This window comes from Streptomyces sp. NPDC008163 (assembly GCF_042956885.1).
GTDB classification, from domain to species: domain Bacteria; phylum Actinomycetota; class Actinomycetes; order Streptomycetales; family Streptomycetaceae; genus Streptomyces; species Streptomyces drozdowiczii_A.
Genome location: NZ_JBIBHG010000017.1, coordinates 133,248 through 154,295, shown reverse-complemented (window position 1 = coordinate 154,295; position 21,048 = coordinate 133,248). Strand labels below are relative to the sequence as shown.

21 protein-coding genes are annotated in these 21,048 nt (G+C 70.6%); 8 read left to right on the top strand and 13 right to left on the bottom strand.

Annotated features, from left to right (window positions below):
- Positions 1–247 precede the first annotated feature (247 nt).
- From ACFZAT_RS30940 to ACFZAT_RS30925, 4 genes are all read left to right on the top strand, one after another.
- Entirely contained in the window at positions 248–511 is a 264-nt protein-coding gene (locus tag ACFZAT_RS30940) for a hypothetical protein (protein ID WP_391268805.1), read from the top strand.
- Positions 508–2,385, top strand: coding sequence for an alpha/beta hydrolase (locus tag ACFZAT_RS30935; RefSeq protein WP_391268802.1), 1,878 nt, complete (start codon positions 508–510; stop codon positions 2,383–2,385). Before ACFZAT_RS30940 ends, ACFZAT_RS30935 begins: the two co-directional genes overlap by 4 nt.
- A 629-nt stretch (positions 2,386–3,014) precedes the next feature.
- Positions 3,015–4,025, top strand: a complete 1,011-nt coding sequence (locus tag ACFZAT_RS30930; RefSeq protein ID WP_391268800.1) for an NlpC/P60 family protein — start codon at positions 3,015–3,017, stop codon at positions 4,023–4,025.
- A 244-nt stretch (positions 4,026–4,269) separates the two neighbouring features.
- Positions 4,270–4,998, top strand: a complete 729-nt coding sequence (locus ACFZAT_RS30925; RefSeq protein WP_391268797.1) for a phosphatase PAP2 family protein — start codon at positions 4,270–4,272, stop codon at positions 4,996–4,998.
- Positions 4,999–5,097: 99 nt separating this feature from the next.
- On the opposite strand, the gene ACFZAT_RS30920 is transcribed toward ACFZAT_RS30925, so the two are convergent.
- Together ACFZAT_RS30920 and ACFZAT_RS30915 are read right to left on the bottom strand one after the other, a co-directional pair.
- Entirely contained in the window at positions 5,098–6,693 is a 1,596-nt protein-coding gene (locus tag ACFZAT_RS30920) for an FAD-binding protein (RefSeq protein ID WP_391268796.1), read from the bottom strand.
- Positions 6,694–6,761: 68 nt separating this feature from the next.
- A complete protein-coding gene (locus ACFZAT_RS30915; RefSeq protein WP_391268795.1) occupies positions 6,762–6,935 on the bottom strand; it encodes a hypothetical protein in 174 nt (57 codons plus the stop codon).
- Positions 6,936–7,107: 172 nt separating this feature from the next.
- Between ACFZAT_RS30915 and ACFZAT_RS30910 the strand changes: the two genes are divergently transcribed.
- Positions 7,108–7,968 (top strand): hypothetical protein, encoded by an 861-nt coding sequence (locus tag ACFZAT_RS30910; protein ID WP_391268794.1) that lies wholly within the window; start codon positions 7,108–7,110, stop codon positions 7,966–7,968.
- 116 nt (positions 7,969–8,084) lie between these two features.
- Positions 8,085–8,276, top strand: coding sequence for a hypothetical protein (locus tag ACFZAT_RS30905; protein ID WP_018101681.1), 192 nt, complete (start codon positions 8,085–8,087; stop codon positions 8,274–8,276).
- A 3-nt stretch (positions 8,277–8,279) separates the two neighbouring features.
- On the opposite strand, the gene ACFZAT_RS30900 is transcribed toward ACFZAT_RS30905, so the two are convergent.
- The gene (locus ACFZAT_RS30900) at positions 8,280–8,651 is read right to left on the bottom strand and encodes a metal-sensing transcriptional repressor (protein WP_391268793.1); all 372 of its coding nucleotides are present in this window, start codon (positions 8,649–8,651) and stop codon (positions 8,280–8,282) included.
- A 201-nt stretch (positions 8,652–8,852) separates the two neighbouring features.
- On the opposite strand from ACFZAT_RS30900, the gene ACFZAT_RS30895 reads away from it, so the two are divergent.
- On the top strand, positions 8,853–9,473 hold the full coding sequence (locus ACFZAT_RS30895; protein ID WP_026171331.1) for a DUF47 domain-containing protein: 621 nt from the start codon (positions 8,853–8,855) through the stop codon (positions 9,471–9,473).
- A 5-nt stretch (positions 9,474–9,478) separates the two neighbouring features.
- The gene (locus tag ACFZAT_RS30890; protein ID WP_073964811.1) at positions 9,479–10,477 is read left to right on the top strand and encodes an inorganic phosphate transporter; all 999 of its coding nucleotides are present in this window, start codon (positions 9,479–9,481) and stop codon (positions 10,475–10,477) included.
- A 119-nt stretch (positions 10,478–10,596) separates the two neighbouring features.
- Here ACFZAT_RS30890 and pstB read toward each other — a convergent pair whose 3' ends face one another.
- The 10 genes from pstB to ACFZAT_RS30840 all read right to left on the bottom strand — a co-directional run bounded on the left by pstB (position 10,597) and on the right by ACFZAT_RS30840 (position 21,035).
- A complete protein-coding gene (gene pstB / locus ACFZAT_RS30885) occupies positions 10,597–11,373 on the bottom strand; it encodes a phosphate ABC transporter ATP-binding protein PstB (RefSeq protein ID WP_391268792.1) in 777 nt (258 codons plus the stop codon).
- Between the two features lie 27 nt (positions 11,374–11,400).
- A complete protein-coding gene (pstA, locus tag ACFZAT_RS30880; RefSeq protein WP_391268791.1) occupies positions 11,401–12,489 on the bottom strand; it encodes a phosphate ABC transporter permease PstA in 1,089 nt (362 codons plus the stop codon).
- Positions 12,486–13,472: a phosphate ABC transporter permease subunit PstC gene (pstC, locus tag ACFZAT_RS30875; RefSeq protein ID WP_391268790.1), complete on the bottom strand. Its 987-nt coding sequence runs from the start codon at positions 13,470–13,472 to the stop codon at positions 12,486–12,488. The genes pstA and pstC overlap by 4 nt, the downstream gene beginning before the upstream one ends.
- 127 nt (positions 13,473–13,599) lie before the next feature.
- On the bottom strand, positions 13,600–14,736 hold the full coding sequence (gene pstS, locus ACFZAT_RS30870; RefSeq protein WP_391268789.1) for a phosphate ABC transporter substrate-binding protein PstS: 1,137 nt from the start codon (positions 14,734–14,736) through the stop codon (positions 13,600–13,602).
- A gap of 229 nt (positions 14,737–14,965) precedes the next feature.
- Positions 14,966–15,397 carry an NUDIX domain-containing protein gene (locus tag ACFZAT_RS30865; RefSeq protein WP_391268788.1) on the bottom strand — a complete coding sequence of 144 codons (432 nt, stop codon included), beginning with the start codon at positions 15,395–15,397 and terminating at the stop codon, positions 14,966–14,968.
- Entirely contained in the window at positions 15,394–16,431 is a 1,038-nt protein-coding gene (locus tag ACFZAT_RS30860) for a CHAD domain-containing protein (RefSeq protein WP_391268787.1), read from the bottom strand. Before ACFZAT_RS30860 ends, ACFZAT_RS30865 begins: the two co-directional genes overlap by 4 nt.
- A complete protein-coding gene (locus ACFZAT_RS30855; protein ID WP_391268786.1) occupies positions 16,397–18,649 on the bottom strand; it encodes an RNA degradosome polyphosphate kinase in 2,253 nt (750 codons plus the stop codon). Before ACFZAT_RS30855 ends, ACFZAT_RS30860 begins: the two co-directional genes overlap by 35 nt.
- Positions 18,650–18,970: 321 nt before the next feature.
- Positions 18,971–19,744, bottom strand: coding sequence for a hypothetical protein (locus ACFZAT_RS30850; RefSeq protein WP_391268785.1), 774 nt, complete (start codon positions 19,742–19,744; stop codon positions 18,971–18,973).
- Entirely contained in the window at positions 19,741–20,631 is an 891-nt protein-coding gene (locus ACFZAT_RS30845; RefSeq protein WP_391268784.1) for an ATP-binding cassette domain-containing protein, read from the bottom strand. The genes ACFZAT_RS30850 and ACFZAT_RS30845 overlap by 4 nt, the downstream gene beginning before the upstream one ends.
- Positions 20,628–21,035, bottom strand: coding sequence for a GntR family transcriptional regulator (locus tag ACFZAT_RS30840; RefSeq protein ID WP_391268783.1), 408 nt, complete (start codon positions 21,033–21,035; stop codon positions 20,628–20,630). The genes ACFZAT_RS30845 and ACFZAT_RS30840 overlap by 4 nt, the downstream gene beginning before the upstream one ends.
- Positions 21,036–21,048 lie beyond the last annotated feature (13 nt).

Below are 21,048 nucleotides of genomic sequence, written 5' to 3'. Positions count from 1 at the left end.
CGTTGGCAGGGCCGGGGAGCGGGGGTGTGGCCGCTCCCCGGCCGCTGTGTGTCCGGCGTGTCGCGGTTGCCGGGTTTGGCACAGTGCCGCTCCACGATCTTCGTGATCAAGAACGGGGTGGACGATGAGTGGTGCGCGGCTGAGGCTGGTCGATCTGGCGGGCGGTGCGGGTGGCGGCTCCGCCGGTGGGGAAGAACTGCGGCACAGCGGTGCTGCGTGGTTGCGGGCTGCCGGGGGCGCGGAGGGGATGGGGGCGCATCTCGGGCCCGTGCGCGGGGAACTGGCGACGGCGCACGAGGGGGTGATCGCCGGGACCGCCGGTCTGAACTCCCTGGCCGAGTTGGGGGCCGTGCGGGAGTCCTGGGTACGCCGTGTCGAGTCCGCCCGCCATGAGTGCGGGGCGCTCGCGGGCAGCCTGCGCGCTGTCGCGCGGGCGCAGGGGGAGACGAATGAGTCCGTGCGGTCGTCCTTCTCGCCCGTCGCGCGGCTGACCCACGGGGTCGAGCGGTGACGGCGCTGTCCTCCACGTTGACGTGGGCTCAGTTACGCGACCTCAAGTGCGCCGAGCTGGAGAGCGCGGCGGATGGCTGGGGCAAGGCGAGCAACCGAGCGGATGCCGGGCGCGACCGGATCGAGAAGCAGTTGCTCGTCGGGCTGCGCGAATCCCAGCGCGGCGCGGCGGCCGAGGCGGCGGTGGGGCGGTTGCGGCGGATGAGCCGGAACCTGCAGTACGTGTACACCGAGTGCGGGTTGATCCGTACCGCGTTGAACAGCCTCGCGCACGAGATGCGGGTGCAGCAGGGGGTGCTGCGGCGTGCGTTGGAGGAGGCGGAGTCGCTGAAGTTCACCGTGCACGCGGATGGGTCGGTGTCGTATCCGCCGGGGCCCGGGGGGCTGTTCGACGGTGATCCGTTGCCTGGCGGCACGGCTCGGGCGGCCGGTATGCCCGGGCTGCTGCCTGCCTCGGGGCTGGTCGCCCCGGACACCCGTGCCGCGGCGGCGCGGGACATCTCGGACCGGGTCACGGGGGCGGTGCGGGCGGCCGCCCGGATCGACTGGCGCTTCACCCGGATCCTGAGGAGGCTCCGGGCGGAGGAGGGCCTGACGGTCCCGGACCGTACGTGGACCGACGCCGCGGGGGACGCGGCGGCGGTCCGGGAGGCGGCGCGCGGGTACCTCGAATCCCGCATCCCACGTGACGCGTCGCCTGCGGCGAGGCGTGAGTGGTGGGAACACCTGACGGACGAGCAGCGCGAGGAGTACCTCGCGGTGTACCCGGACCGGATCGGCAACTTGGACGGCATCCCGTCCCTGATCCGCGACACGGCCAACCGCGACAACCTCCAGCTCCTGATCGGCAAGCTGGAGGGGCGGGGTGACGAGGTGTCGGGGGTGCGGTTGGCGGGGTTGCGGGAGATCCAACGACAACTCGACGCGGGCGGCCAGCCGCCGATGTACCTCCTGGGCATCGGGGACGAGGGGAACGGTCGAGCGATTGTTTCGTACGGGAACCCGGATACGGCGCGGAATGTGGCGGCGTATGTGCCGGGGTTGAATACGTCGTTGGATGAGGATTTCGCTAGGGGGGACCTTAAGCGGGCACGTGACACCGCAATCGGCGCCAAAGAGATGGACCCCGATGCCTCGGTGGCATCGATTGTGTGGCTCGGTTACGACGCGCCTCAAGCATCGATGGATGACCCCCTGGGTGTGACGGGTCAGTCGAACGCGAAGACCGGTGCGGATGCCTACAATCAGTTCATGGCCGGTATTTCGGCGACGAATCAGAATTCAGACCCCCATGTCACTGCGATCGGACACTCGTACGGTTCGCTGACCGTGGGTCTCGCTGCGCAGGAGAGGGGAGGAATCCCGGGGGCTGACGACGTGGTCTTGGTTGGAAGCCCGGGCACGGGTGCACGGTCCGCAGATGAGCTCGGGGTGGGTAGAGGACATGTCTTCGTCGGTGCCGCCGAAAATGACCCTGTCACGAAGTTGCCCAACGATCGGGAAGCGAGTGGATTGGGCGCGGGGGTCGTCGGCGGTGCCTCTGCGGGATTTTCGCTCGGACTGAGTGGAGGGCCTGTTGGGGCGACGGTCGGTGGTGTAGCGGGAGGTGTGGCTGGCGGCGCTATGGGTTTTGCGGCGCAAGATGCCCAGAGCGAGGAGAGCGATGTTTGGTTCGGCACCGATCCCGCGCACCGGGATTTCGGGGCAACCCGGTTTGCTGTGAGCGAGGGCCCTCGACCCTTGGAGTGGGGGCACAGGCCAGGGGAAGCGCACTCTAACTACTTCGACCCGGCGAAAGACCAGGTTTCTGCGGACAACATCGCGAGAATCGTTGCTGGGAAATCGGACGACATTGAGCGGGAGCGTCCAAGGTGAGGGTACGAGTGGCTGCGGCAGTAGTTGCTGTGTTGTTGGTCCCAAGCTGTGCGGTGGCAGACGGCGAGTCTGACGTTTCGCAGGATGGCGAGAGGAGCGGTGGATTGAACATGCAAGAGGCTGCCGATCGAGCTGACATGATCCTCGACGAGACGTTTTCTGGAATTAAACCTCCTGTGGAGTGGGTTCATGGGGAATCGACAGAAGGAAGCTGTGACGTTTCACGCAGAAGGGCGGTTACCACGGTGATCTCTGAAGAGCGGCGGGGGAGCTTCCTGGGGGTTGTGGAACGGCAGTGGCAGAGGGCTGGCTATCGCCAGATCGGCGTAAACGCCAGCACGCGGAGCCCGGCAACATACTTTGAGACGCCGGACCGATTTCGGGTGAGGCTGCTCATTGGGGGGCGTGGGCAGGCCTTCTTTGAGGTCGCTACGCCCTGCGTGGATCGGTCCTCGGTTTCCAAGCCCACTCCGCGTGCCGGTGGGGACGGGCATGTGGGTGAGCCGGTGCCGGCCCCTAACGTCCGCGACGGCTTCTGGTCGGGGGGCGCTCCATGAGCGCCCCCGTGTGACTCGTACACACCCTCGAAAACGCTCCCGAACCGTGCCCCGATGGGGGATGGTTGACGGGTGCGTAGATTCTGGGTGGCCATGGGGGTCGGGGTCGGAGGGGCCCTGTGTTTTGTGGCGTTGCTCGTTGTGGGGACCTACTCCGCTGCTGCCGGGCTCGTCGGGGGGGCCGGTGGGGGGGCCGTCGCGTTGGCCAAGGGGGCCGTGCCGGCCAAGTATCAGGGGCTGGTGCAGAAGTGGGGGAACCTCTGTTCCGCCATCAACCCGGCCCTGCTCGCCGCCCAGCTCTACCAGGAGAGCGGCTGGAACCCCCGCGCCGAGAGCTCCGCCGCCGCGCAGGGCATCGCGCAGTTCATCCCCGGGACCTGGGCGGGGCACGGGATCGACGGGGACGGGGACGGGGACCGGGACGTGTGGGACCCGGCCGACGCCATCCCCTCCGCCGCTTCGTACGACTGCGAGCTCGCCGGGTACGTGAAGAAGGTGCCCGGTGACCCCGCCGACAACATGCTCGCCGCCTACAACGCGGGGGCGTACCGGGTGATCAGGTCCGGCGGCGTGCCCGACATCGCCGAGACCAAGAACTACGTCAAGATCATCCGCTCACTGGAGAAGAGCTTCGCCCGCCCCGTCGGCCGTGTGCAGCCGTCCCAGCAGGCGGCGGGGGCCATCTACTTCGCCCAGAAGAAGCTCGGTACGAAGTACCTGTGGGGCGGCAACGGTACGCCGGAGCAGGGCGGGCGGTTCGACTGTTCCGGACTGACCCAGGCCGCGTACCGGACCGTGGACATCGAGCTGCCCCGCGTCGCGAACGACCAGTACAACGCCGGACCGCATCCGTCGCGCGACGAACTGCTTCCCGGCGATCTCGTGTTCTTCTCCGACGATCTGACCAATTCCCGTGCCATTCATCACGTCGGCCTGTACGTCGGGGGCGGGTACATGATCAACGCTCCGTACACTGGTGCGGTCATTCGGTTCGACAAGATCGACACGCCCGACTACTTCGGTGCTACACGCGTGACCAAGGACGGGGCCGCGGCGCTGCCGACCACGCGGCCGGCCGCGTGAGGTGCGCGTGCCGGTGGCCGGAACCCTCCGTGAAGCCCGGGCCCTGAGCTGCGACGATGTGTCACTCTTCGATAACGTCATGGTGATCATTCGGTGGAGAGTGGAACGTGCGCACGGGGCGCGTCGTTCTCTGGCTGGGCGCGTGAGTGATTGACGTGGACGAACCGAACAACACGGGGGTTCGTGAATCGCGGCGCACAGGGACGTGTGCCGCAGCAGCAGACAAGGCAAGGGGCCGCAGCAGATGGCTGGACTCGCACTGGATGGGTCGAACCCCGACGTCAGCCTGCTCTACGACATCAACGGGCTCGCCAAGTCCGCTCCCACCTGGTTCGACCGGGTCATGGAGTTCGTCGGAGAGTACGGGATCATGTTCGGCATGGTCCTCGTGGTCCTGTGGTGCTGGTGGAGTGTCCGCCGGCGCGGCACGGCCGAGGACTCCGTGTCGGCGGTGGCCGGGCTCGTCTGGGCCCCGCTCGCGGCCGGTATCGCCCTGCTGATCAACATCCCGATCCGTGGATTCGTGGAGCGGCCGAGGCCGTTCAAGGACCACTCCGGGCTCGATGTCCTGGTCGACGGGAAGAACGACTTCTCGTTCGTCAGCGACCACGCCACGATGGCGATGGCCCTCGGCGTCGGGCTCTTCGTCGCCCACCGGAAATTCGGCATCGCGGCCATCGGGCTCGCGCTGCTCGAAGGCTTCTGCCGGGTCTACATGGGCGTCCACTACCCGACCGACGTCATCGGCGGCTTCGCCCTCGGTACGGCCGTCGCGCTGCTCCTCGCTCCCCTGGCGATGATGCTGCTGACGCCTCTCGTGGCGACCGTCTCCCGGTCCGCCCGCCTCGGCCCCCTCGTCCGCTCGCGGCGGCCCCGGGCGGCCGAGTCCGGCCGGAGCGACGCGCTCGGGATCCCCGAGCCGCGCCCCGGTTCGCGCGGCGGCTCCGACGGCGAGAAGGGTCTCGCGGCCTGAGCCCGTCCTCCTCACGCATGTGCCCCGGAGCCCGCAAGAGCGGCCCGGGGCACACGTGCATGTGGGGAGCCCCGCGTCCTTCGGGCCCTCTCCGCCCCCTCACACCCCCTGCGCGTACGTGAACAGCCCCTCCGGGTCGTACCGCTTCTTCACCTGGGCCAGGCGCGCCGCTCCCGAGCCGTAGTACGCGGTGCGCCAGTTGGTGAGGGACGGGTCCGTGTAGTTCTGGTACGCCGCCCCGGAGGCGTACGGACGCATCGCCGCATGGGTGTCTTTCAGCCACTTCTGCTGGGCGGTGCCCTGGGCCCCGGGCCGCCAGGCCCCGATGTACTGGGCGAGCATCCGGGAGCGGCGGTGGACGAACGCCGTGGCCTGCGGGTCCACCCGGTTGACCGCCCCGCCCAGCGCGGTCAGCGCGATCGAGCCGCCGCCGCCCTGGCCCGGGGCGAGGCGGGTGAACGCCTGGACCGCGTCGAGCAGGGCCGAAACGCCCGCCGGGGGCAGTGAGCGGTCGTAGAAGTCCGAGGCGGCGGCGTACGTCTCGCGCTGGAGGGCGCCCTGCGGGGAGCGGCCGGGCGTGGTCCCCGGGAGGTGGCACTGCGCGTCCGTGAGACCCGAGCAGCCCGCGTACACGAGCATCGACTCGCGGTAGGCGCGGCGGCGCAGCGAGACCGAGGTGGCGGAGGCGCCGATGCGGTCGGCGAGGCGGTCGACGGCGTTCTGCAGGTCCCCGTACGTGCCGAGGCTGAACGCCGAGACCGAGACCGTCGGGTTGCTGCCGCCCGGCCCGGCGTCGAGGTGCGCGGCGGACCAGATCTCGTCGGGCTGGTCCGGGCCCCACTTCTGCCAGGCGGTGACGACGTCCCGGGCGCGCGACCAGGGCCAGGACAGGTACGCGGTGACCGTGCGAGGGGCGGAGTGCGTACGGAAGCGGAGGCCGGTGACGACGCCGAAGTTGCCGTTGCCCGCGCCACGCAGTGCCCAGAAGAGGTCGGGGTCGTGTTTCGCGTCGGCGGTCACGGTGCGGCCGTCGGCCGTGACGAGGGTGGCGGCGGTGAGGCTGTCGCAGGTCAGGCCGTAGGCGCGGGCGACGACGCCGTGGCCGCCGCCGAGGGTGAGACCGGAGATGCCGACCGTGGGGCAGGAGCCGCCGGGGATCGTCAGGCCGTGCGCGGCCAGGCCCTCGTAGACGTCGAGGAGCTTGGCGCCGGCGCCGATGGTGCCGTTGGACTCGACGCGGTTGAGTGACGCGACGTCAATCACCAGGCGGCCGTTGCCGCTCGACCAGCCGGCGTACGAGTGGCCGCCGCTGCGGATCGCGACCGGCACGGAGGCGCGGCGGGCGAAGGCGAGGCACTCGCGGATGTCGTCCTCGTGCCGGACGTAGGCGATCCCGGCCGGTTTCTGGCCGTCGAAGCGGGTGTTGTAGAGCTGACGGGCGGTCGGGTAGGCGGAGTCGCCGGGGCGGATCAGCGGCCCGTCGAGGCTCTTGGCCAGCGCGGACCAGTTCGCCGGGCCGGAGGGCTTGGCGGGTTTGGACGCGGAGGGGGCGGGGGACGACGCGGGCCTGCGGGCGGCCGTGGTGTCACCGGGGGCCGGGTCCGTCGTGTCGGTGCCCTCGCAGGCGGTGGCAGTGGCGCCGGTGAGTACGGCGGCGCCCGCCGCGAGGAGCGTGCGCCGGTTCGGCAGGGTCATCGGAGCTCCGGTGTGGGGGAGAGGGGCCTGACCCGAGGGAGAGGCCCGAAGGAGGGGAGGGCCGGTGCTCAGGCCGTGGTGCGGTGTTCCTCGGCGTCCGCACGGGCCCGGTCCCGGGACCGGCGGGCGGGCCCGGACCAGCCGCAGGCGCAGCGGGCGGTGCAGAAGGAGCCGCGTTCGACGGTGGTGGGCTCATGGGCGGGGCGGGCCGGCGGGGCGTCGGCGGTGTGTCGGTCGTACACGCGAACACGGTACTGGGCGGGGCGCCCCGGCCGGGAGGGGTCCGTCAACCGTGAGGGGGCGCTCGCACCGCGCCGACGGCGCCAATCGGGGGCGTGGACGTTACAGGGGGCACGGGCCGTCGTTATGCGAGGCGGACACGACCTCGGGCAAGCGGTTCGGGATGGGCAGGCGATGGTGGTGCAGCAGCACAGGTCCGGAGGCGGGGTGCGCGTCGTGCGCGCCCTCGTCGCGGTGGGCGTGACGGCGGCGGCCGCCGGGTGCTCCGGTGGTGGCGGCGTCGACCGTGCCGCGGCGGCCGCGGACGCCCGGGACGGCGGGGCCGAGGTGGTGCGGCGGGCGGCGGCGGTGCTCGCCGGGGACGGGGTCGCGAGCGCCGAGGTGAGTACGTCGATGGAGACGGCCGCCGGTGGCACCCGGGTCACGATCAGGGGCTCGGGGGCGTACGACTTCCGGGCCGGTTCGGGCCGGCTGAAGGTGGTGCTGCCGCCGGACGCGGCGGGCGAGGAGGAGCACCGGCCGATCACGGAGCTGCTGGCGCCGGGTGCGCTGTACATGATGAACCGGGGCGCGGGGGTGCCCGCCGACAAGTGGGTGCGCATCGACACGACGGCTCTGGAGGACGGGAATCTCGTCACCGGCGGGGTGACCGATCCGCTGGCCGCCGCCGAGTTGCTGCGGGGCGCGGGGGCTGTGACGTACGTGGGCGAGACGGATGTGGCCGGGGTGGCCGTGCGGCACTACCGGGGCACCGCGGACATCGGCCGGGCGGCCCGGCTGGCGGCGCCCGGTGCGCGGGCGGCGCTGGTGGCGGCGGCGAAAGGGTTCCGCACGCGGGCCGTGCCGTTCGACGCGTATCTGGACGAGCAGGGCAGGCTGCGCAAGGTGCGCCACCGGTTCAGCTTCGCCAACGAGGGCCCGGCGGCGGAGGTCGTCTCCACGACGCTGCTGTACGGGTTCGGCGTGCCCGTCACCGTACGGCTGCCGCACGACCGGGACATCTACACCGGCGAGATCGAGCAGGGGCGGGCGTGAGATGAGTCGCACGGTCCCCGCATGGGTGGGGGCGAAATGGTCCGTCCGTGCCATGCGCGGTGCGTGTCGGGCTCTCTACCCTAGGAAGCCGGTGACGGCAGTGAGAGGTGAGTGACGTGGTGACGCTCAGCCCGACCGTTTCGGACCATGTGGCGCTCGCCGAGATCGAGCTGTGCGGGGAACTGATGATCGCGGCTTCGGCGGCGATCGGGGAACGGCTCAGCGCGGACCGTATCGACGAGGTGCTCGATGTGAAGGTGAGCACCGACCGCACCACCGTCCCCCGGCAGGGCGACCACCGGGGCTGAGGGTCAGGTGCGCAGCAGGCGGGCGATGGCCTTGGTGGCCTCCTCGACCTTCGCGTCGACCTCGTCGCCGCCCTTGAGGGCCGCGTCGGCGACGCAGTGGCGCAGGTGCTCCTCCAGGAGCTGGAGCGCGAAGGACTGGAGCGCCTTGGTGGACGCCGAGACCTGGGTGAGTATGTCGATGCAGTAGACGTCCTCGTCCACCATGCGCTGGAGGCCGCGGATCTGGCCCTCGATGCGGCGCAGGCGCTTGAGGTGTTCCGTCTTCTGGTGGTGGTAGCCGTGTATTCCGCGGTCGTGGTCGGTGACGATCGCTTCCACGGGAGCGGCGCCGGGCACGGCGTCGGGCCCGGTCCCCATGGCCTCGGTGGTCGTCATTGCTGCCTCCCGCTTTCTCTTTGCCCTGCCGTTTTGAATACCCCTGGTGGGTATATCCTAACGAATTCAGCTGAAACGTGACCTGGGGTCCGTGCTGATCACTGTGCCCGATGGGCGACACTGAAGAATGCCGGTTAGCCGTGGCCGGATGATGCGCCTAGCATCAGCCTGACCGAATCCAAAGCACCCCGAGGACCCCACGTGCGCTTTCGTCTGACCCCCAGGGAGACGAGCTTCTACGACATGTTCTCCGCATCCGCGGACAACATCGTCACGGGCTCGAAACTCCTGATGGAACTGCTCGGGGCGGATTCGTCCTCCCGGGCCGAGATCGCGGAGCGCATGCGGGCAGCGGAGCACGCGGGGGACGATGCCACCCACGCGATCTTCCACCAGCTGAACTCCTCCTTCATTACGCCGTTCGACCGTGAGGACATTTACAACCTCGCGTCGTCGCTCGACGACATCATGGACTTCATGGAGGAGGCCGTCGATCTGGTCGTGCTGTATCAGATCGAGACGCTTCCCAAGGGTGTGGAGCAGCAGATCGAGGTGCTGGCGCGGGCGGCCGAACTGACCGCCGAGGCCATGCCGGGTCTGCGCACGATGGACAACCTCACCGAGTACTGGATCGAGGTCAACCGTCTGGAGAACCAGGCCGACCAGATCCACCGCAAGCTGCTCGCCCACCTCTTCAACGGCAAGTACGACGCCATAGAGGTGCTGAAGCTGAAGCAGATCGTGGACGTGCTGGAAGAGGCTGCCGACGCGTTCGAGCACGTCGCGAACACGGTGGAGACCATCGCGGTCAAGGAGTCCTGAACCACGTGGACACCTTCGTACTGATCGTGACCATCGGCGTCGCGCTCGGCTTCACCTATACCAACGGCTTCCACGACTCGGCGAACGCGATCGCCACGTCGGTCTCGACCCGTGCGCTGACGCCGCGTGCGGCGCTGGCGATGGCGGCCGTGATGAACCTGGCGGGCGCGTTCCTCGGCAGCGGGGTCGCCAAGACCGTCAGTGAGGGCCTGATCGCGACGCCCGAGGGCAACAAGGGGATGGGCATCCTCTTCGCCGCGCTCGTCGGTGCCGTCATCTGGAACCTCGTCACCTGGTACTTCGGGCTGCCCTCCTCGTCCTCGCACGCGCTGTTCGGCGGGATGGTCGGCGCGGCGCTGGCCGGCGGGACGATGGTGCACTGGGACGGGGTGCTCGACAAGATCGTCATCCCGATGTTCCTGTCGCCGGTGATCGGCCTGGTGGTCGGTTATCTGGTGATGGTCGCCATCATGTGGATGTTCCGGAAGGCCAACCCGCACAAGGCCAAGCGCGGTTTCCGTATCGCGCAGACGGTCTCGGCCGCGGGCATGGCGCTCGGGCACGGTCTCCAGGACGCGCAGAAGACGATGGGCATCGTGGTGATGGCCCTGGTCATCGCCGACGTCGAGTCCCCGAGCGATCCGATCCCGGTGTGGGTGAAGCTGGTCTGCGCGCTGATGCTGTCGCTCGGTACGTACGCGGGCGGCTGGCGCATCATGCGTACGCTCGGCCGGAAGATCATCGAGCTGGACCCGCCGCAGGGCTTCGCCGCCGAGACGACGGGCGCGTCGATCATGTTCGGTTCGGCGTTCCTCTTCCACGCCCCGATCTCGACCACCCATGTGATCACCTCGGCGATCATGGGTGTGGGCGCCACGAAGCGGGTGAACGCCGTGCGGTGGGGTGTCGCGAAGAACATCATCCTCGGCTGGTTCATCACGATGCCGGCCGCGGCGCTTGTCGCTGCCGCGAGTTACGGGGTCGTCTACCTGATGTTCGGCTGACGCCGGCGGCTGTACGCGGGTCCGCCCCGCACTCCCTCGGGAGTGCGGGGCGGACCCTTTTCGCCTTGTGGTGGCACCGCCATGCAGCACCCCAAGGCCGTAGGGGAGGGCCGGACGGATCAGCCGAAGCGGCCGGAGATGTAGTCCTCGGTGGCCTGGACCGACGGGTTGGAGAAGATGCGTTCCGTCTCGTCGATCTCGACGAGCTTGCCGGGCTTGCCGACCGCCGCCAGGTTGAAGAACGCGGTGCGGTCCGAGACGCGGGCGGCCTGCTGCATGTTGTGCGTGACGATGACGATCGTGAACCGCTCCTTGAGCTCGCCGACCAGGTCCTCGATGGCGAGGGTGGAGATCGGGTCGAGGGCGGAGCACGGCTCGTCCATCAGCAGCACGTCCGGCTCGACGGCGATCGCGCGGGCGATGCACAGGCGCTGCTGCTGGCCGCCGGAGAGGCCGGAGCCGGGCTTGTTCAGCCGGTCCTTGACCTCGTTCCACAGGTTCGCGCCGCGCAGGGACTTCTCCACGATGTCGTTGAGGGCGCTCTTGCGGTACGAGCCGTTGAGGCGCAGGCCCGCCGCCACGTTGTCGAAGATCGACATGGTGGGGAAGGGGTTCGGGCGCTGGAAGACCATGCCGACCGTACGTCGTACGGTCACCGGGTCGACATTCGTCCCGTACAGGTTCTCGTCGTCCAGGAGCACCTTGCCCTCGACGCGGCCGCCGGGGGTGACCTCGTGCATACGGTTCAGGGTGCGCAGGAAGGTGGACTTGCCGCAGCCGGAGGGGCCGATGAAGGCGGTCACCGAGCGGGGCTCGATGGTCATGGAGATGTCGTCTATCGCCTTGTGGCTGCCGTAGTAGGCCGACAGTCCGCTGACGTCGATGCGCTTGGCCATCTGAATCACTGCTGCTTTCCGGCGGGCCTAGCGCCCGGCCTTGGGGGCCTTCCAGCGGGCGATGCCGCGGGCCACCAGGTTGAGGATCATGACGAAGGCGATCAGGACCAGGGCCGCTGCCCAGGCGCGGTCGTAGGACGCGGCCTCCCCGATCTTGTACTGCTCGTAGATGTAGAAGGGCAGTGACGACTGGGCGCCTTCGAAGGGGTTGGTGTTGATCAGCTGGCTGCCGAAGACCAGCAGGATGATCGGGGCGGTCTCGCCGGCGATGCGGGCGACGGCGAGCATGACGCCGGTCGCGATGCCGCCGATCGCGGTCGGCAGGACCACCTTCAGGATCGTGCGCCACTTCGGGATGCCGAGGGCGAGCGATGCCTCGCGGAGCTCGTTCGGGACGAGCTTGAGCATCTCCTCGGTGGAGCGGACGACGACCGGGATCATCAGGATCGTCAGGGCGAGCGCGCCCATCAGGCCGGACGGTTCCAGGCCCGCGATGAGCATGATCGAGAGGATGAAGAGACCGGCCACGATGGACGGGATGCCGGTCATGACGTCCACGAAGAAGGTGACGGCCCTGGACAGCGCGCCCTTGCCGTACTCCACCAGGTAGACCGCGGTGAGCAGGCCGAGCGGGGCGGAGATCAGGGTGGCGATGCCCACCTGTTCCAGGGTGCCGATCAGCGCGTGGTAGACGCCGCCACTGGCTTCGGAGCCGAGGACCCCGGCCATCGAGTGGGTCAGGAAGTAGCCGTCCAGGCGTTCCGAGCCGCGGCTGACGGTCGTCCAGAGCAGCGAGGCCAGCGGGACGACGGCGAGCAGGAAGCACACCCAGACCAGGCTGGTGGCGAGGCGGTCGCGGGCCTGGCGCTGGTTCTCGACGACGCTGGTGGTCACGTACGAGATGACCAGGAAGAGCAGCGCGGAGATCAGCCCCCACTGCACTCGGCTCTGCCAGCCGGCGGCGAGGCCGATGCCGATGCCGAGGGCGACGGCGACGACGGCGAAGCCGAGCGGCGCGAGGCGCGGCAGGGACCGGCTGCTGAGGCTGCCCTTCGGGGCGGCCGGTGCGGGCGTCGGGAGGTCCTGGACGCCGGGGGTGGTGGTGGCGTGGCTCATGCGTTGGCCCCCGAGTACTCCTTGCGGCGGGCGATGATGAGCCGGGCCGCGCCGTTGACCAGCAGGGTGAGGACGAAGAGGACCAGGCCGGAGGCGATCAGGGCGTCCCGCCCGAAGGCGTCGGCCTCGCCGAACTTCGCCGCGATGTTCTGGGCGAACGTCCCGCCGCCCGGGTTGAGCACGTGCAGCGAGATCAGGAAGTTCGGCGACAGGACGGTGGCGACGGCCATCGTCTCGCCGAGTGCGCGGCCGAGGCCCAGCATCGAGGCGGAGATGACGCCGGAGCGGCCGAACGGCAGGACCGAGAGGCGGATGACCTCCCAGCGCGTGGCGCCGAGGGCGAGCGCGGCCTCCTCGTTCATCCGGGGGACCTGGAGGAAGACCTCGCGGCTGACGCTGGTCACGATCGGCAGGATCATGATCGCGAGCAGGATGCCGACGGTGAAGAGGGAGCGGGCGACGCCGATCTCGGTCTTCTCGAAGACGTAGGTCCAGCCGAAGAACTGGTCGAGCCAGAGGTTCAGCCCTTCCAGGTACGGCACGAGGACGAGGGCGCCCCAGATGCCGTAGACGATGCTGGGGACGGCGGCGAGCAGGTCGATGACGTACGCGATCGGGCCGGCCAGCCTGCGCGGGGCGTAGTGCGAGATGAACAGGGCGATGCCGACGGCGACCGGGACCGCGATGGCCATCGCGATGACGGAGCTGACGACGGTCCCGAAGAGCAGGACGGCGATGCCGAAGACGGGCGGGTCACCGGCCGGGTTCCAGTCGAAGGTGGTGAGGAAGTTGCCCTCGTCCTTCGAGATGGCGACGGCGGCGCGGTAGCTCAGGAACACGGCGATCGACGCCATGATCACCAGGAGCAGGATGCCGGAGCCGCGCGAGAGGCCGAGGAAGATCCGGTCGCCGGTGCGGCCCGTGGACCGGGGGCCGGTTCGCCCGCCCGGCGGGGTCTGTATCTGTGGTGTGGTGGAAGCCATGGTCTTTCCGGTCTGTGTGGGGGAGCCGGGGCTCCCCTGGCGGCGGTGCACCGGAGGGTCTGGGGCGGTCCGGTCCGGAGGGGTGTTCCGGACCGGCCGCCGGTTGCGCTGGGTGTCGTACGGCTGGTTACGAGAGGCCGGCGACGGTCTCGCGGACCTTGGCGTTGATCTCCTCGGGGATCGGCGCGTAGCCGGCCTCGGTGAGGAGCTTCTGGCCGTCCGCGGAGGCGGTGTAGGTCAGGAAGGACTTGACGGTGCCGAGGGTGTCGGCCTTGTTGCCGGTGTCGCAGACGACCTCGTACGTGACGAGGACCAGCGGGTAGGCGCCGTCGGCCTTGGTGGTGTAGTCGAGGTCGAGCGCCAGGTCCTTGCCGGTGCCCTTGATCTTGGCGGCGGCGATGGCCTTGGAGGCGTTCTCGGAGGACGCCTTGACCGGGGTGGAGCCGCCGGTGTCGATGTCGACCGTGGAGATCTGCTGCGAGGCGGCGTAGGACAGCTCGAAGTAGCCGATCGAGCCGTCGACCTGCTTGACCTGGGTGGCGACGCCGGAGGAGCCGGACGCGGCCTGGCCGCCGGGGGCGGGCCACTTCTTCTCGGCCTCGTACTTCCAGTCCTTCGGGGCCGCGGCGCCGAGGTACTTGCCGAGGTTCTGCGTGGTGCCGGAGTCCTCGGAGCGGTGGAAGGGCTGGATCGCCTTGTCCGGCAGCTTGGCGTCGGGGTTGAGCTTGGCGATCGCCTCGTCGTTCCACTTCTTGATCTTCGTGTCGAAGATCTTGGCGAGGGTCGGGGCGTCCAGGGTCAGGCTGTCGACGCCTTCGAGGTGGAAGCCGACGGCGATCGGGCCGCCGACCATCGGGAGGTTGATGCCCTGGCCGGACTTGCAGATCTTCTTGGAGTCGGCGACCTCCTCGGGCTTCAGCGCCGAGTCGGAGCCGGCGAAGCCGACGGTGCCCTGGTTGAAGGCGACGATGCCCTCGCCGGACGAGGAGGAGTTGTAGTTGATCTCCACGCCGGAGCAGGCGGCCATGTACTCCTTGACCCAGAGGTCCATGGCGTTCTTCTGCGCACTGGAGCCGGAGGCGCGCAGCTGGCCCTTGGCTCCGTCGCACTTGACGTTGGACGCGGCCTTCGTCTTGGCGCCGCCGGTGGCGGAGGTGTCGCCGCTGTTGTCGTCCGAACCGCACGCCGTGAGGACCAGGGCGCCGGAGACGGCGAGGGCACCGAGCGCGGTGGCACGAAGCCGGTTCTTGCGCTGAAGCTTCACTTTCGGGTGTTCCTTCCAGAAGCCGCCGCGGCTGCTTGCGGGCGGCGTGCGACGCGGGCGGTGCAGTGGCTGATCGCTGCACCCGGTAGGTCTGAAATTAGGCAGAACAGGTGACGTGGTTTACGGGGGTGAGTGAACGGGGGGTGAACCGTGAAGGGCGACGGGGTTCCCGGACCTCGGGGCGGCGAAACACGCGTGTGCGGCCCGGTCGCGGGCGTCGGTTCCGTCCTCAAGCGCCGGACGGGCCGGGACTCTGCGGCAGTGTCCTCAGCGCCGCTTCCAGCACGTCCCGGTCGCGTGGCTGCGTCAGGCGCTCCCGGGCGGCCTCCGGCGGCAGCCACAGCACCGCGTCCACCTCGTCGTTCGGGGTGAAGGTGCCCGTCGTGGCCTCGGCGGACCAGTACGTGACCTCCTTCGGGCGGCCGTGCGCGACGTACCGGACCATGGGCAGCACGGCCCCCGGCACACAGTGGTGGCCCGTCTCCTCCAGGACCTCGCGGACCGCCGCGTCCCGCAGGGACTCGCCGCGCTTCAGCTTGCCCTTGGGGAACGACCAGTCGTCGTAACGCGGCCGGTGGACGAGGCACAGCTCCACGCCCCCGGCGGGTGCGGGCGGCCGGCGCCACAGGACGCAGCCCGCCGCCCGCACCGTGCCGCTCACGACCGCGCCGCCCCCGTCGTCGCGTAGGGCCAGCTCTCGCGGAAGACCGCGCGCGCCGCCTCCACCTCGTGGCGCTGGTCGGCGTGGAGCACGCCCAGGGCGTACGCGGTCGCCGGGGCGATGCGCGGTGTGCGGGCGGCCGTGGCGGCGGCGCCGGCCGCCTCGACCGCGTCCCGGTGCAGATCGAGGGCGTGCCCCGGGGCGGCCAGGACCGGGTCGGTGCCGCCGTGCACCACCTCGTGGGCGTAGCGGTGGAGCCGGAGCAGCAGGCGGGTCTGGTGCCAGGGCGCGTCGTGCGCCTCGTTGTACGGCTCCGCCGACTCGTCGGAGGGCAGCGCGGCGACGGCCCCGAGCAGCCGCTGCTCCGCCCGGTCCGCGGGTTCGGCGAGGACGTCGCCGGCGGGCCCGGCCGCGGCGGGGGCGAGCGGGACCTCGGAGGCGAGCAGCGCGACCGCGTCGGCCACCGCGTGGAAGCGGGCGGAGCCGAGGGCCTGGAGGGCGGCGGAGTGGGCGCGGGTCCGGGCGAGGGTGAGCTGCCGTTCCAGCAGGGCGCCGGCCCGGGCGGCGCCGACGCCGAGGACGGGGCGGCCCGTTCCCGTGGAGTCGCCGGTGCGGGCGGCCGGGAGGACGGGGCCGCCGGAGAGGCCGTGCAGGGCTTCCAGGAGCCGGGTCAGCCGGTCCGCGTACGCGTGTTCGCGGGCGAGGGTGCCGGAGAGCCAGGAGAGTTCGGTGCGCAGTTGCTCCGCCCAGAGCGGGTCGAGCGCGGTGCGGAAGGTGCGCAGGGTGGCGCCGATCCGGCGGGAGGAGCGGCGCAGCGCGGTGGCGGCCTGCTCGGCGGCGCGCGATCCGGCGTCCGTGGGGGCGGTGCTCTCGCGGTGCAGGCGCAGGCTGCGCAGGAAGTCCGCGGCCTGGGTGCGCAGATAGGGGCCGAGGACCGACCCCGCGCTCACGCCGGTGATGCCGGGGGCGTGGGCCGGGGCCGTGGCCTGGGTGTGCTGGTCAGGGCGTCGCACGCCGGCGCCTCCGGGCGTCAATGAGCATTTCCTGTACGTGCCGCAGGGGTTTGCCGTCCGCGTCCGTGGAGTGCCGGGTCCAGTCGCCGTCGGGGCCCAGGTGCCAGGAGGAGGTGGTGTCGGCCATGCCGGTCTCCAGGAGGCGGCTGAGGGCCGCGCGGTGGGCGGGGTCGGTGACCCGGACCAGGGCCTCGATGCGGCGGTCGAGGTTGCGGTGCATCATGTCGGCGCTGCCGAACCAGACCTCGGGTTCGCCGCCGTTGCCGAAGGCGAAGACCCGGGAGTGTTCGAGGAAGCGGCCGAGGACCGAGCGGACCCGGATGTTCTCGGAGAGGCCGGTGACGCCGGGGCGGATCGCGCAAATGCCGCGTACCCAGATGTCGACGGGGACGCCGGCCTGGGCGGCCCGGTAGCAGGCGTCGATGATCGCCTCGTCCACCATCGAGTTGACCTTGATCCGTACGTAGGCGGGGCGGCCCGCGCGGTGGTGCGTGACCTCCTTGGTGATACGGGCGACCAGGCCGTCGCGCAGCGACTTGGGGGCGACGAGGAGGCGGCGGTAGGTCTCGCGGCGGGAGTAGCCGGAGAGCCGGTTGAAGAGGTCGGAGAGGTCCGCGCCGACCTGCGGGTCGGCGGTGAGCAGGCCGAGGTCCTCGTAGAGCCGGGCCGTCTTCGGGTGGTAGTTGCCGGTGCCGACGTGCGAGTAGCGGCGCAGGGTGTCGCCCTCCTGGCGGACGACGAGGGAGAGCTTGCAGTGGGTCTTCAGGCCGACGAGCCCGTAGACGACGTGGCAGCCCGCCTCTTCCAGCTTGCGCGCCCACTTGATGTTGGCCTGCTCGTCGAAGCGGGCCTTGATCTCGACCAGGACGAGGACCTGCTTGCCGGACTCGGCGGCGTCGATGAGGGCGTCCACTATCGGTGAGTCGCCCGAGGTCCGGTACAGGGTCTGCTTGATCGCGAGGACGTCCGGGTCGCCTGCCGCCTGCTCCAGGAACGCCTGGACGGAGGTGGAGAAGGAGTCGTACGGGTGGTGCAGCAGCACGTCCCGCTCGCGTACGGCGGCGAAGATGTCCGGCGCGGACGCGGACTCGACCTCGGCGAGGTCGCGGTGGGTGCCGGCGACGAATTTGGGGTACTTCAGCTCGGGCCGGTCCAGCGACGCTATGCCGAAGAGGCCGGTGAGGTCGAGGGGGCCCGGCAGCGGGTAGACCTCGGCGTCGAACACCTTGAGCTCGCGGACGAGCAGGTCCAGTACGTAAGGGTCGATGGACTCCTCGACCTCCAGGCGGACCGGCGGGCCGAAGCGGCGGCGCATGAGCTCCTTCTCCAGGGCCTGGAGCAGGTTCTCCGCGTCGTCCTCCTCGACCTCCAGGTCCTCGTTCCTGGTGACCCGGAACATGTGGTGCGCCAGCACCTCCATGCCCGGGAACAGCTCCTCCAGGTGGGCCGCGATGACGTCCTCTATGGGCACGTAGCGCTGCGGCGACGCCTCCAGGAAGCGGGTCAGCAGCGGCGGCACCTTGACCCGGGCGAAGTGGCGGTGGCCGCTGACCGGATTGCGTACGACGACGGCGAGGTTCAGCGAGAGGCCGGAGATGTACGGGAAGGGGTGGGCCGGGTCCACGGCGAGGGGGGTGAGGACGGGGAAGACGCGCTGCCGGAAGAAGGTGAACAGGCGGGCCTGCTCCTTGTCGGTCAGCTCCGGCCAGCGGATCAGCTGGATGCCCTCGTCGGAGAGGGCCGGGGCGACGTCCTGCTGGTAGCAGGCGGCGTGCCGGGCCATGAGCTCGCGCGAGCGGGTCCAGATCAGGTCCAGCACCTCGCGGGGCTGGAGGCCGGACGCGGACCGGGTGGCGACCCCGGTCGCGATGCGGCGCTTCAGCCCTGCGACCCGGACCATGAAGAACTCGTCCAGGTTCGACGCGAAGATGGCCAGGAAGTTGGCCCGCTCCAGAAGGGGCGTGGTGGGGTCCTCGGCCAGTTCGAGGACGCGTTCGTTGAAGGCGAGCCAGCTGCGTTCGCGGTCCAGGAAGCGGCCCTGGGGCAGTTCGTCGCCGTCCACCTCGGGTTCGTAGGCGTCGGCGTCGGCGTCGATGTCCGGGTCGAAATCGGCGGCGGTGGACAGGGCCGTGCCTCTCCCGGAGGGGGCGACGGCGTGCGGCCGGTGTGCGGCGAGGGCGCCGACGGACGGCTGGGCGGCGGGCTGGACCGGGACCTCGGAGCTGGGCTGCTGGCTCATGGATCCATTGTTCCGCCCGGAGCGCTCCGGGGGCGCGTCGGAGGCGGACGAGATCGAGAGGACGGCGCGGTCGGGGCGCGTTCTGCCGGTATTTCGCCCGTTGCGGGGGGACGGCACAGCTGGCTGCATCCTGCGAGGGTCGCAAGGCCGTCTGAATGCGTGGTTACGACGACATGACGTGCGGGAAGCGGTGGGTGGCCGTGTGTGGGTCCCGCCCGGGCCGGAGCGGTCGTGCCGTCCGGGGTCGGAGCGGTCGTGCCGTCCCGGGCCGGAGCGGTCGTCCCGCCCGGGGCCGGAGCCCCGGACGGGTTTGGGATTGCCTCAGGCGTGGTAGCGCCGCAGGACCCGGAAGGCGAGGGCGGTGGCGACCGCGGCGAGGGCGAGGAGGATGGCCGTCTCCATGAGCTGGAGGGGCCAGAAGGGTCCGCCGGGGCGGACGGATTCCCTGGCCACGAGCAGCACGAGGGAGACGGCCACGGTGAGGGTCACCGACGCCAGGGCGCGCCGGACCAGCAGGGCGATGAGTGCGCCGAGGGCGAGGCCGAGCAGGGCGGAGGCTACCGGTACCGGGCCCATCGCCCCGTAGATCAGTGGTTCGGAGGACTCCGACGGGTAGTTCGTCTCGTACGTCCGGGACCAGCCCCACGCGTACACGGCGGACAGGACGGCGACCCCGGCCACGGTGACGGCGCCCGGCACGGCGAGCTTGGCGGCCAGCCAGCGGGCGGGGCTGACGGACTGGCCCCAGGAGAGCCGGTAGGTGCCGTCCTCCAGCTCCCGGCCGATCAGCGGCCCGGCGACGAAGAGGCCGACGAGGGCCGGCAGCACGGCCATCACCAGCCCGGCATAACTGAAGAGGTGGTTGTAGTACAGCTCGATGCTGAGGAAGTGGCGGACCTGGATGCCGCAGCCGTGGACGGTGTGCTGCACCGAGCAACCTGTTCCGGCGAAGTCGTCGGCGGCGGAGGACGTGAACAACCAGGCCCCGGCCACCAGGGCGATCCCGGCGAGTGTGAGGGCGCCGCTCATCCACAGGACGAGGCGGTGCTGCCGCACGAGGAGCCGTTCAGGGCCCCGCAGAATCATCGCGCTCATGCCGCCACCGCCTCGTGGGCCGTCGTGTTCGGTGTGAGCAGGGCCGGGGCCTCCGGGGAGCGCAGGTGGGCGAGCAACAGCTCTTCCAGGGAGGGTTCGGAGCGGTCCCAGGTCGGGGCCACCGGGCCCTCCGGGCGGATCAGGGCGGTGACCGCGCGGCCCGTCGTGCGGGATTCGATCACCGTGTGCGGGGCCAGGTCGCGGGCCGGGCCCGTGAGGACGGCGTGGGCGGCGATGAGGTCGTCCGTCTCGCCGCCGAGGCGGACGCGGCCGTCGTCGATCAGGAGGAGGTGGTCGCAGGCGCCCTCCAGCTCGCTGAGGATGTGCGAGGACATCACGATGGTCGTCCCGTGCTCGGCGGCCTCGGCCATCAGGGCGCCCATCAACTGGTGGCGGGCGAGGGGGTCGAGGTCGGCCATCGGCTCGTCCAGGAGCAGGAGTTCGGCCCGCTTGCCCAGCGCGAGGGCGAGGGCGAGACGGCTGCGCTGCCCGCCGGAGAGGTCCCGGACCTTCGCGTCCGACGGCAGTGGTCCGGCGATGCGCGCCGCCGCCTCCCGGTCCCAGCCGTCCGGGTTCAGCTCCGCACCCGCCCACAGGGTTTCGGAGACCGTCAACTGCGGGTAGAGCGGCTTGTCCTGGGCGACGTACGCCATCCGGCCACGCGTCTCGCCGGGTGCCGAGCCGAGGACCCGCAGCGTTCCCTCGCCCGATCGCAGGAAACCCGCCGCCAGGGCGAGCAGGGTGGACTTGCCGGCGCCATTGGGTCCGACGAGCGCGCAGACGGCGCCGACGGGCAGCCGGAACGTGCAGTCCCGCAGCGCCCAGCCGCCCCCGCGGCCCCTGTACCTCATGCCGAGCCCCTCGGCCTCCAGTGCGGTCCCTGTCATCGGTCCTGGCCCCCCTCGAATGTGCTGTCCAGTACGGCGGTGAAGAGCGCGCTCACGTCGTCGCGTTCGAGTCCGGCCGCCCGCGCCCGACCCGCCCACGCGGTGAGTTCGGCGCGCAGCGGGGAGTCGGCGGCCGCCGCGCCGCCGAGCGTCCCGGTGACGAAGGTGCCGAGGCCGCGACGGCCCTCGACGAGCCCTTCGCGTTCCAGCTCGCGGTACGCCTTGAGCACGGTGTTCGGGTTGATCGCGGTCGCCTCGACCACCTCCCGTGCGGTGGGCAGCCGGTCGCCCGGCTCCAGCAGGCCCAGGCGCAGGGCCTGTCTGGTCTGCTGGACGATCTGGAGGTAGGTGGCGACACCGCTGCGCCGGTCGATGCGGAACTCGACTGCCGCGGACTCTGCCATCTTCACCCTTTCA

Coding starts and splice junctions, on each gene's coding strand:
- ACFZAT_RS30940 (WP_391268805.1), top strand. CDS start 248: ATGGGGGCGCATCTCGGGCCCGTGCGCGGGGAACTGGCGACGGCGCAC.
- ACFZAT_RS30925 (WP_391268797.1), top strand. CDS start 4,270: ATGGCTGGACTCGCACTGGATGGGTCGAACCCCGACGTCAGCCTGCTC.
- ACFZAT_RS30920 (WP_391268796.1), bottom strand. CDS start 6,693: ATGACCCTGCCGAACCGGCGCACGCTCCTCGCGGCGGGCGCCGCCGTA.
- ACFZAT_RS30910 (WP_391268794.1), top strand. CDS start 7,108: ATGGTGGTGCAGCAGCACAGGTCCGGAGGCGGGGTGCGCGTCGTGCGC.
- ACFZAT_RS30900 (WP_391268793.1), bottom strand. CDS start 8,651: ATGACGACCACCGAGGCCATGGGGACCGGGCCCGACGCCGTGCCCGGC.
- pstB (WP_391268792.1), bottom strand. CDS start 11,373: ATGGCCAAGCGCATCGACGTCAGCGGACTGTCGGCCTACTACGGCAGC.
- pstA (WP_391268791.1), bottom strand. CDS start 12,489: ATGAGCCACGCCACCACCACCCCCGGCGTCCAGGACCTCCCGACGCCC.
- pstC (WP_391268790.1), bottom strand. CDS start 13,472: ATGGCTTCCACCACACCACAGATACAGACCCCGCCGGGCGGGCGAACC.
- ACFZAT_RS30855 (WP_391268786.1), bottom strand. CDS start 18,649: ATGAGCCAGCAGCCCAGCTCCGAGGTCCCGGTCCAGCCCGCCGCCCAG.
- ACFZAT_RS30850 (WP_391268785.1), bottom strand. CDS start 19,744: ATGAGCGCGATGATTCTGCGGGGCCCTGAACGGCTCCTCGTGCGGCAG.
- ACFZAT_RS30845 (WP_391268784.1), bottom strand. CDS start 20,631: ATGACAGGGACCGCACTGGAGGCCGAGGGGCTCGGCATGAGGTACAGG.
- ACFZAT_RS30840 (WP_391268783.1), bottom strand. CDS start 21,035: ATGGCAGAGTCCGCGGCAGTCGAGTTCCGCATCGACCGGCGCAGCGGT.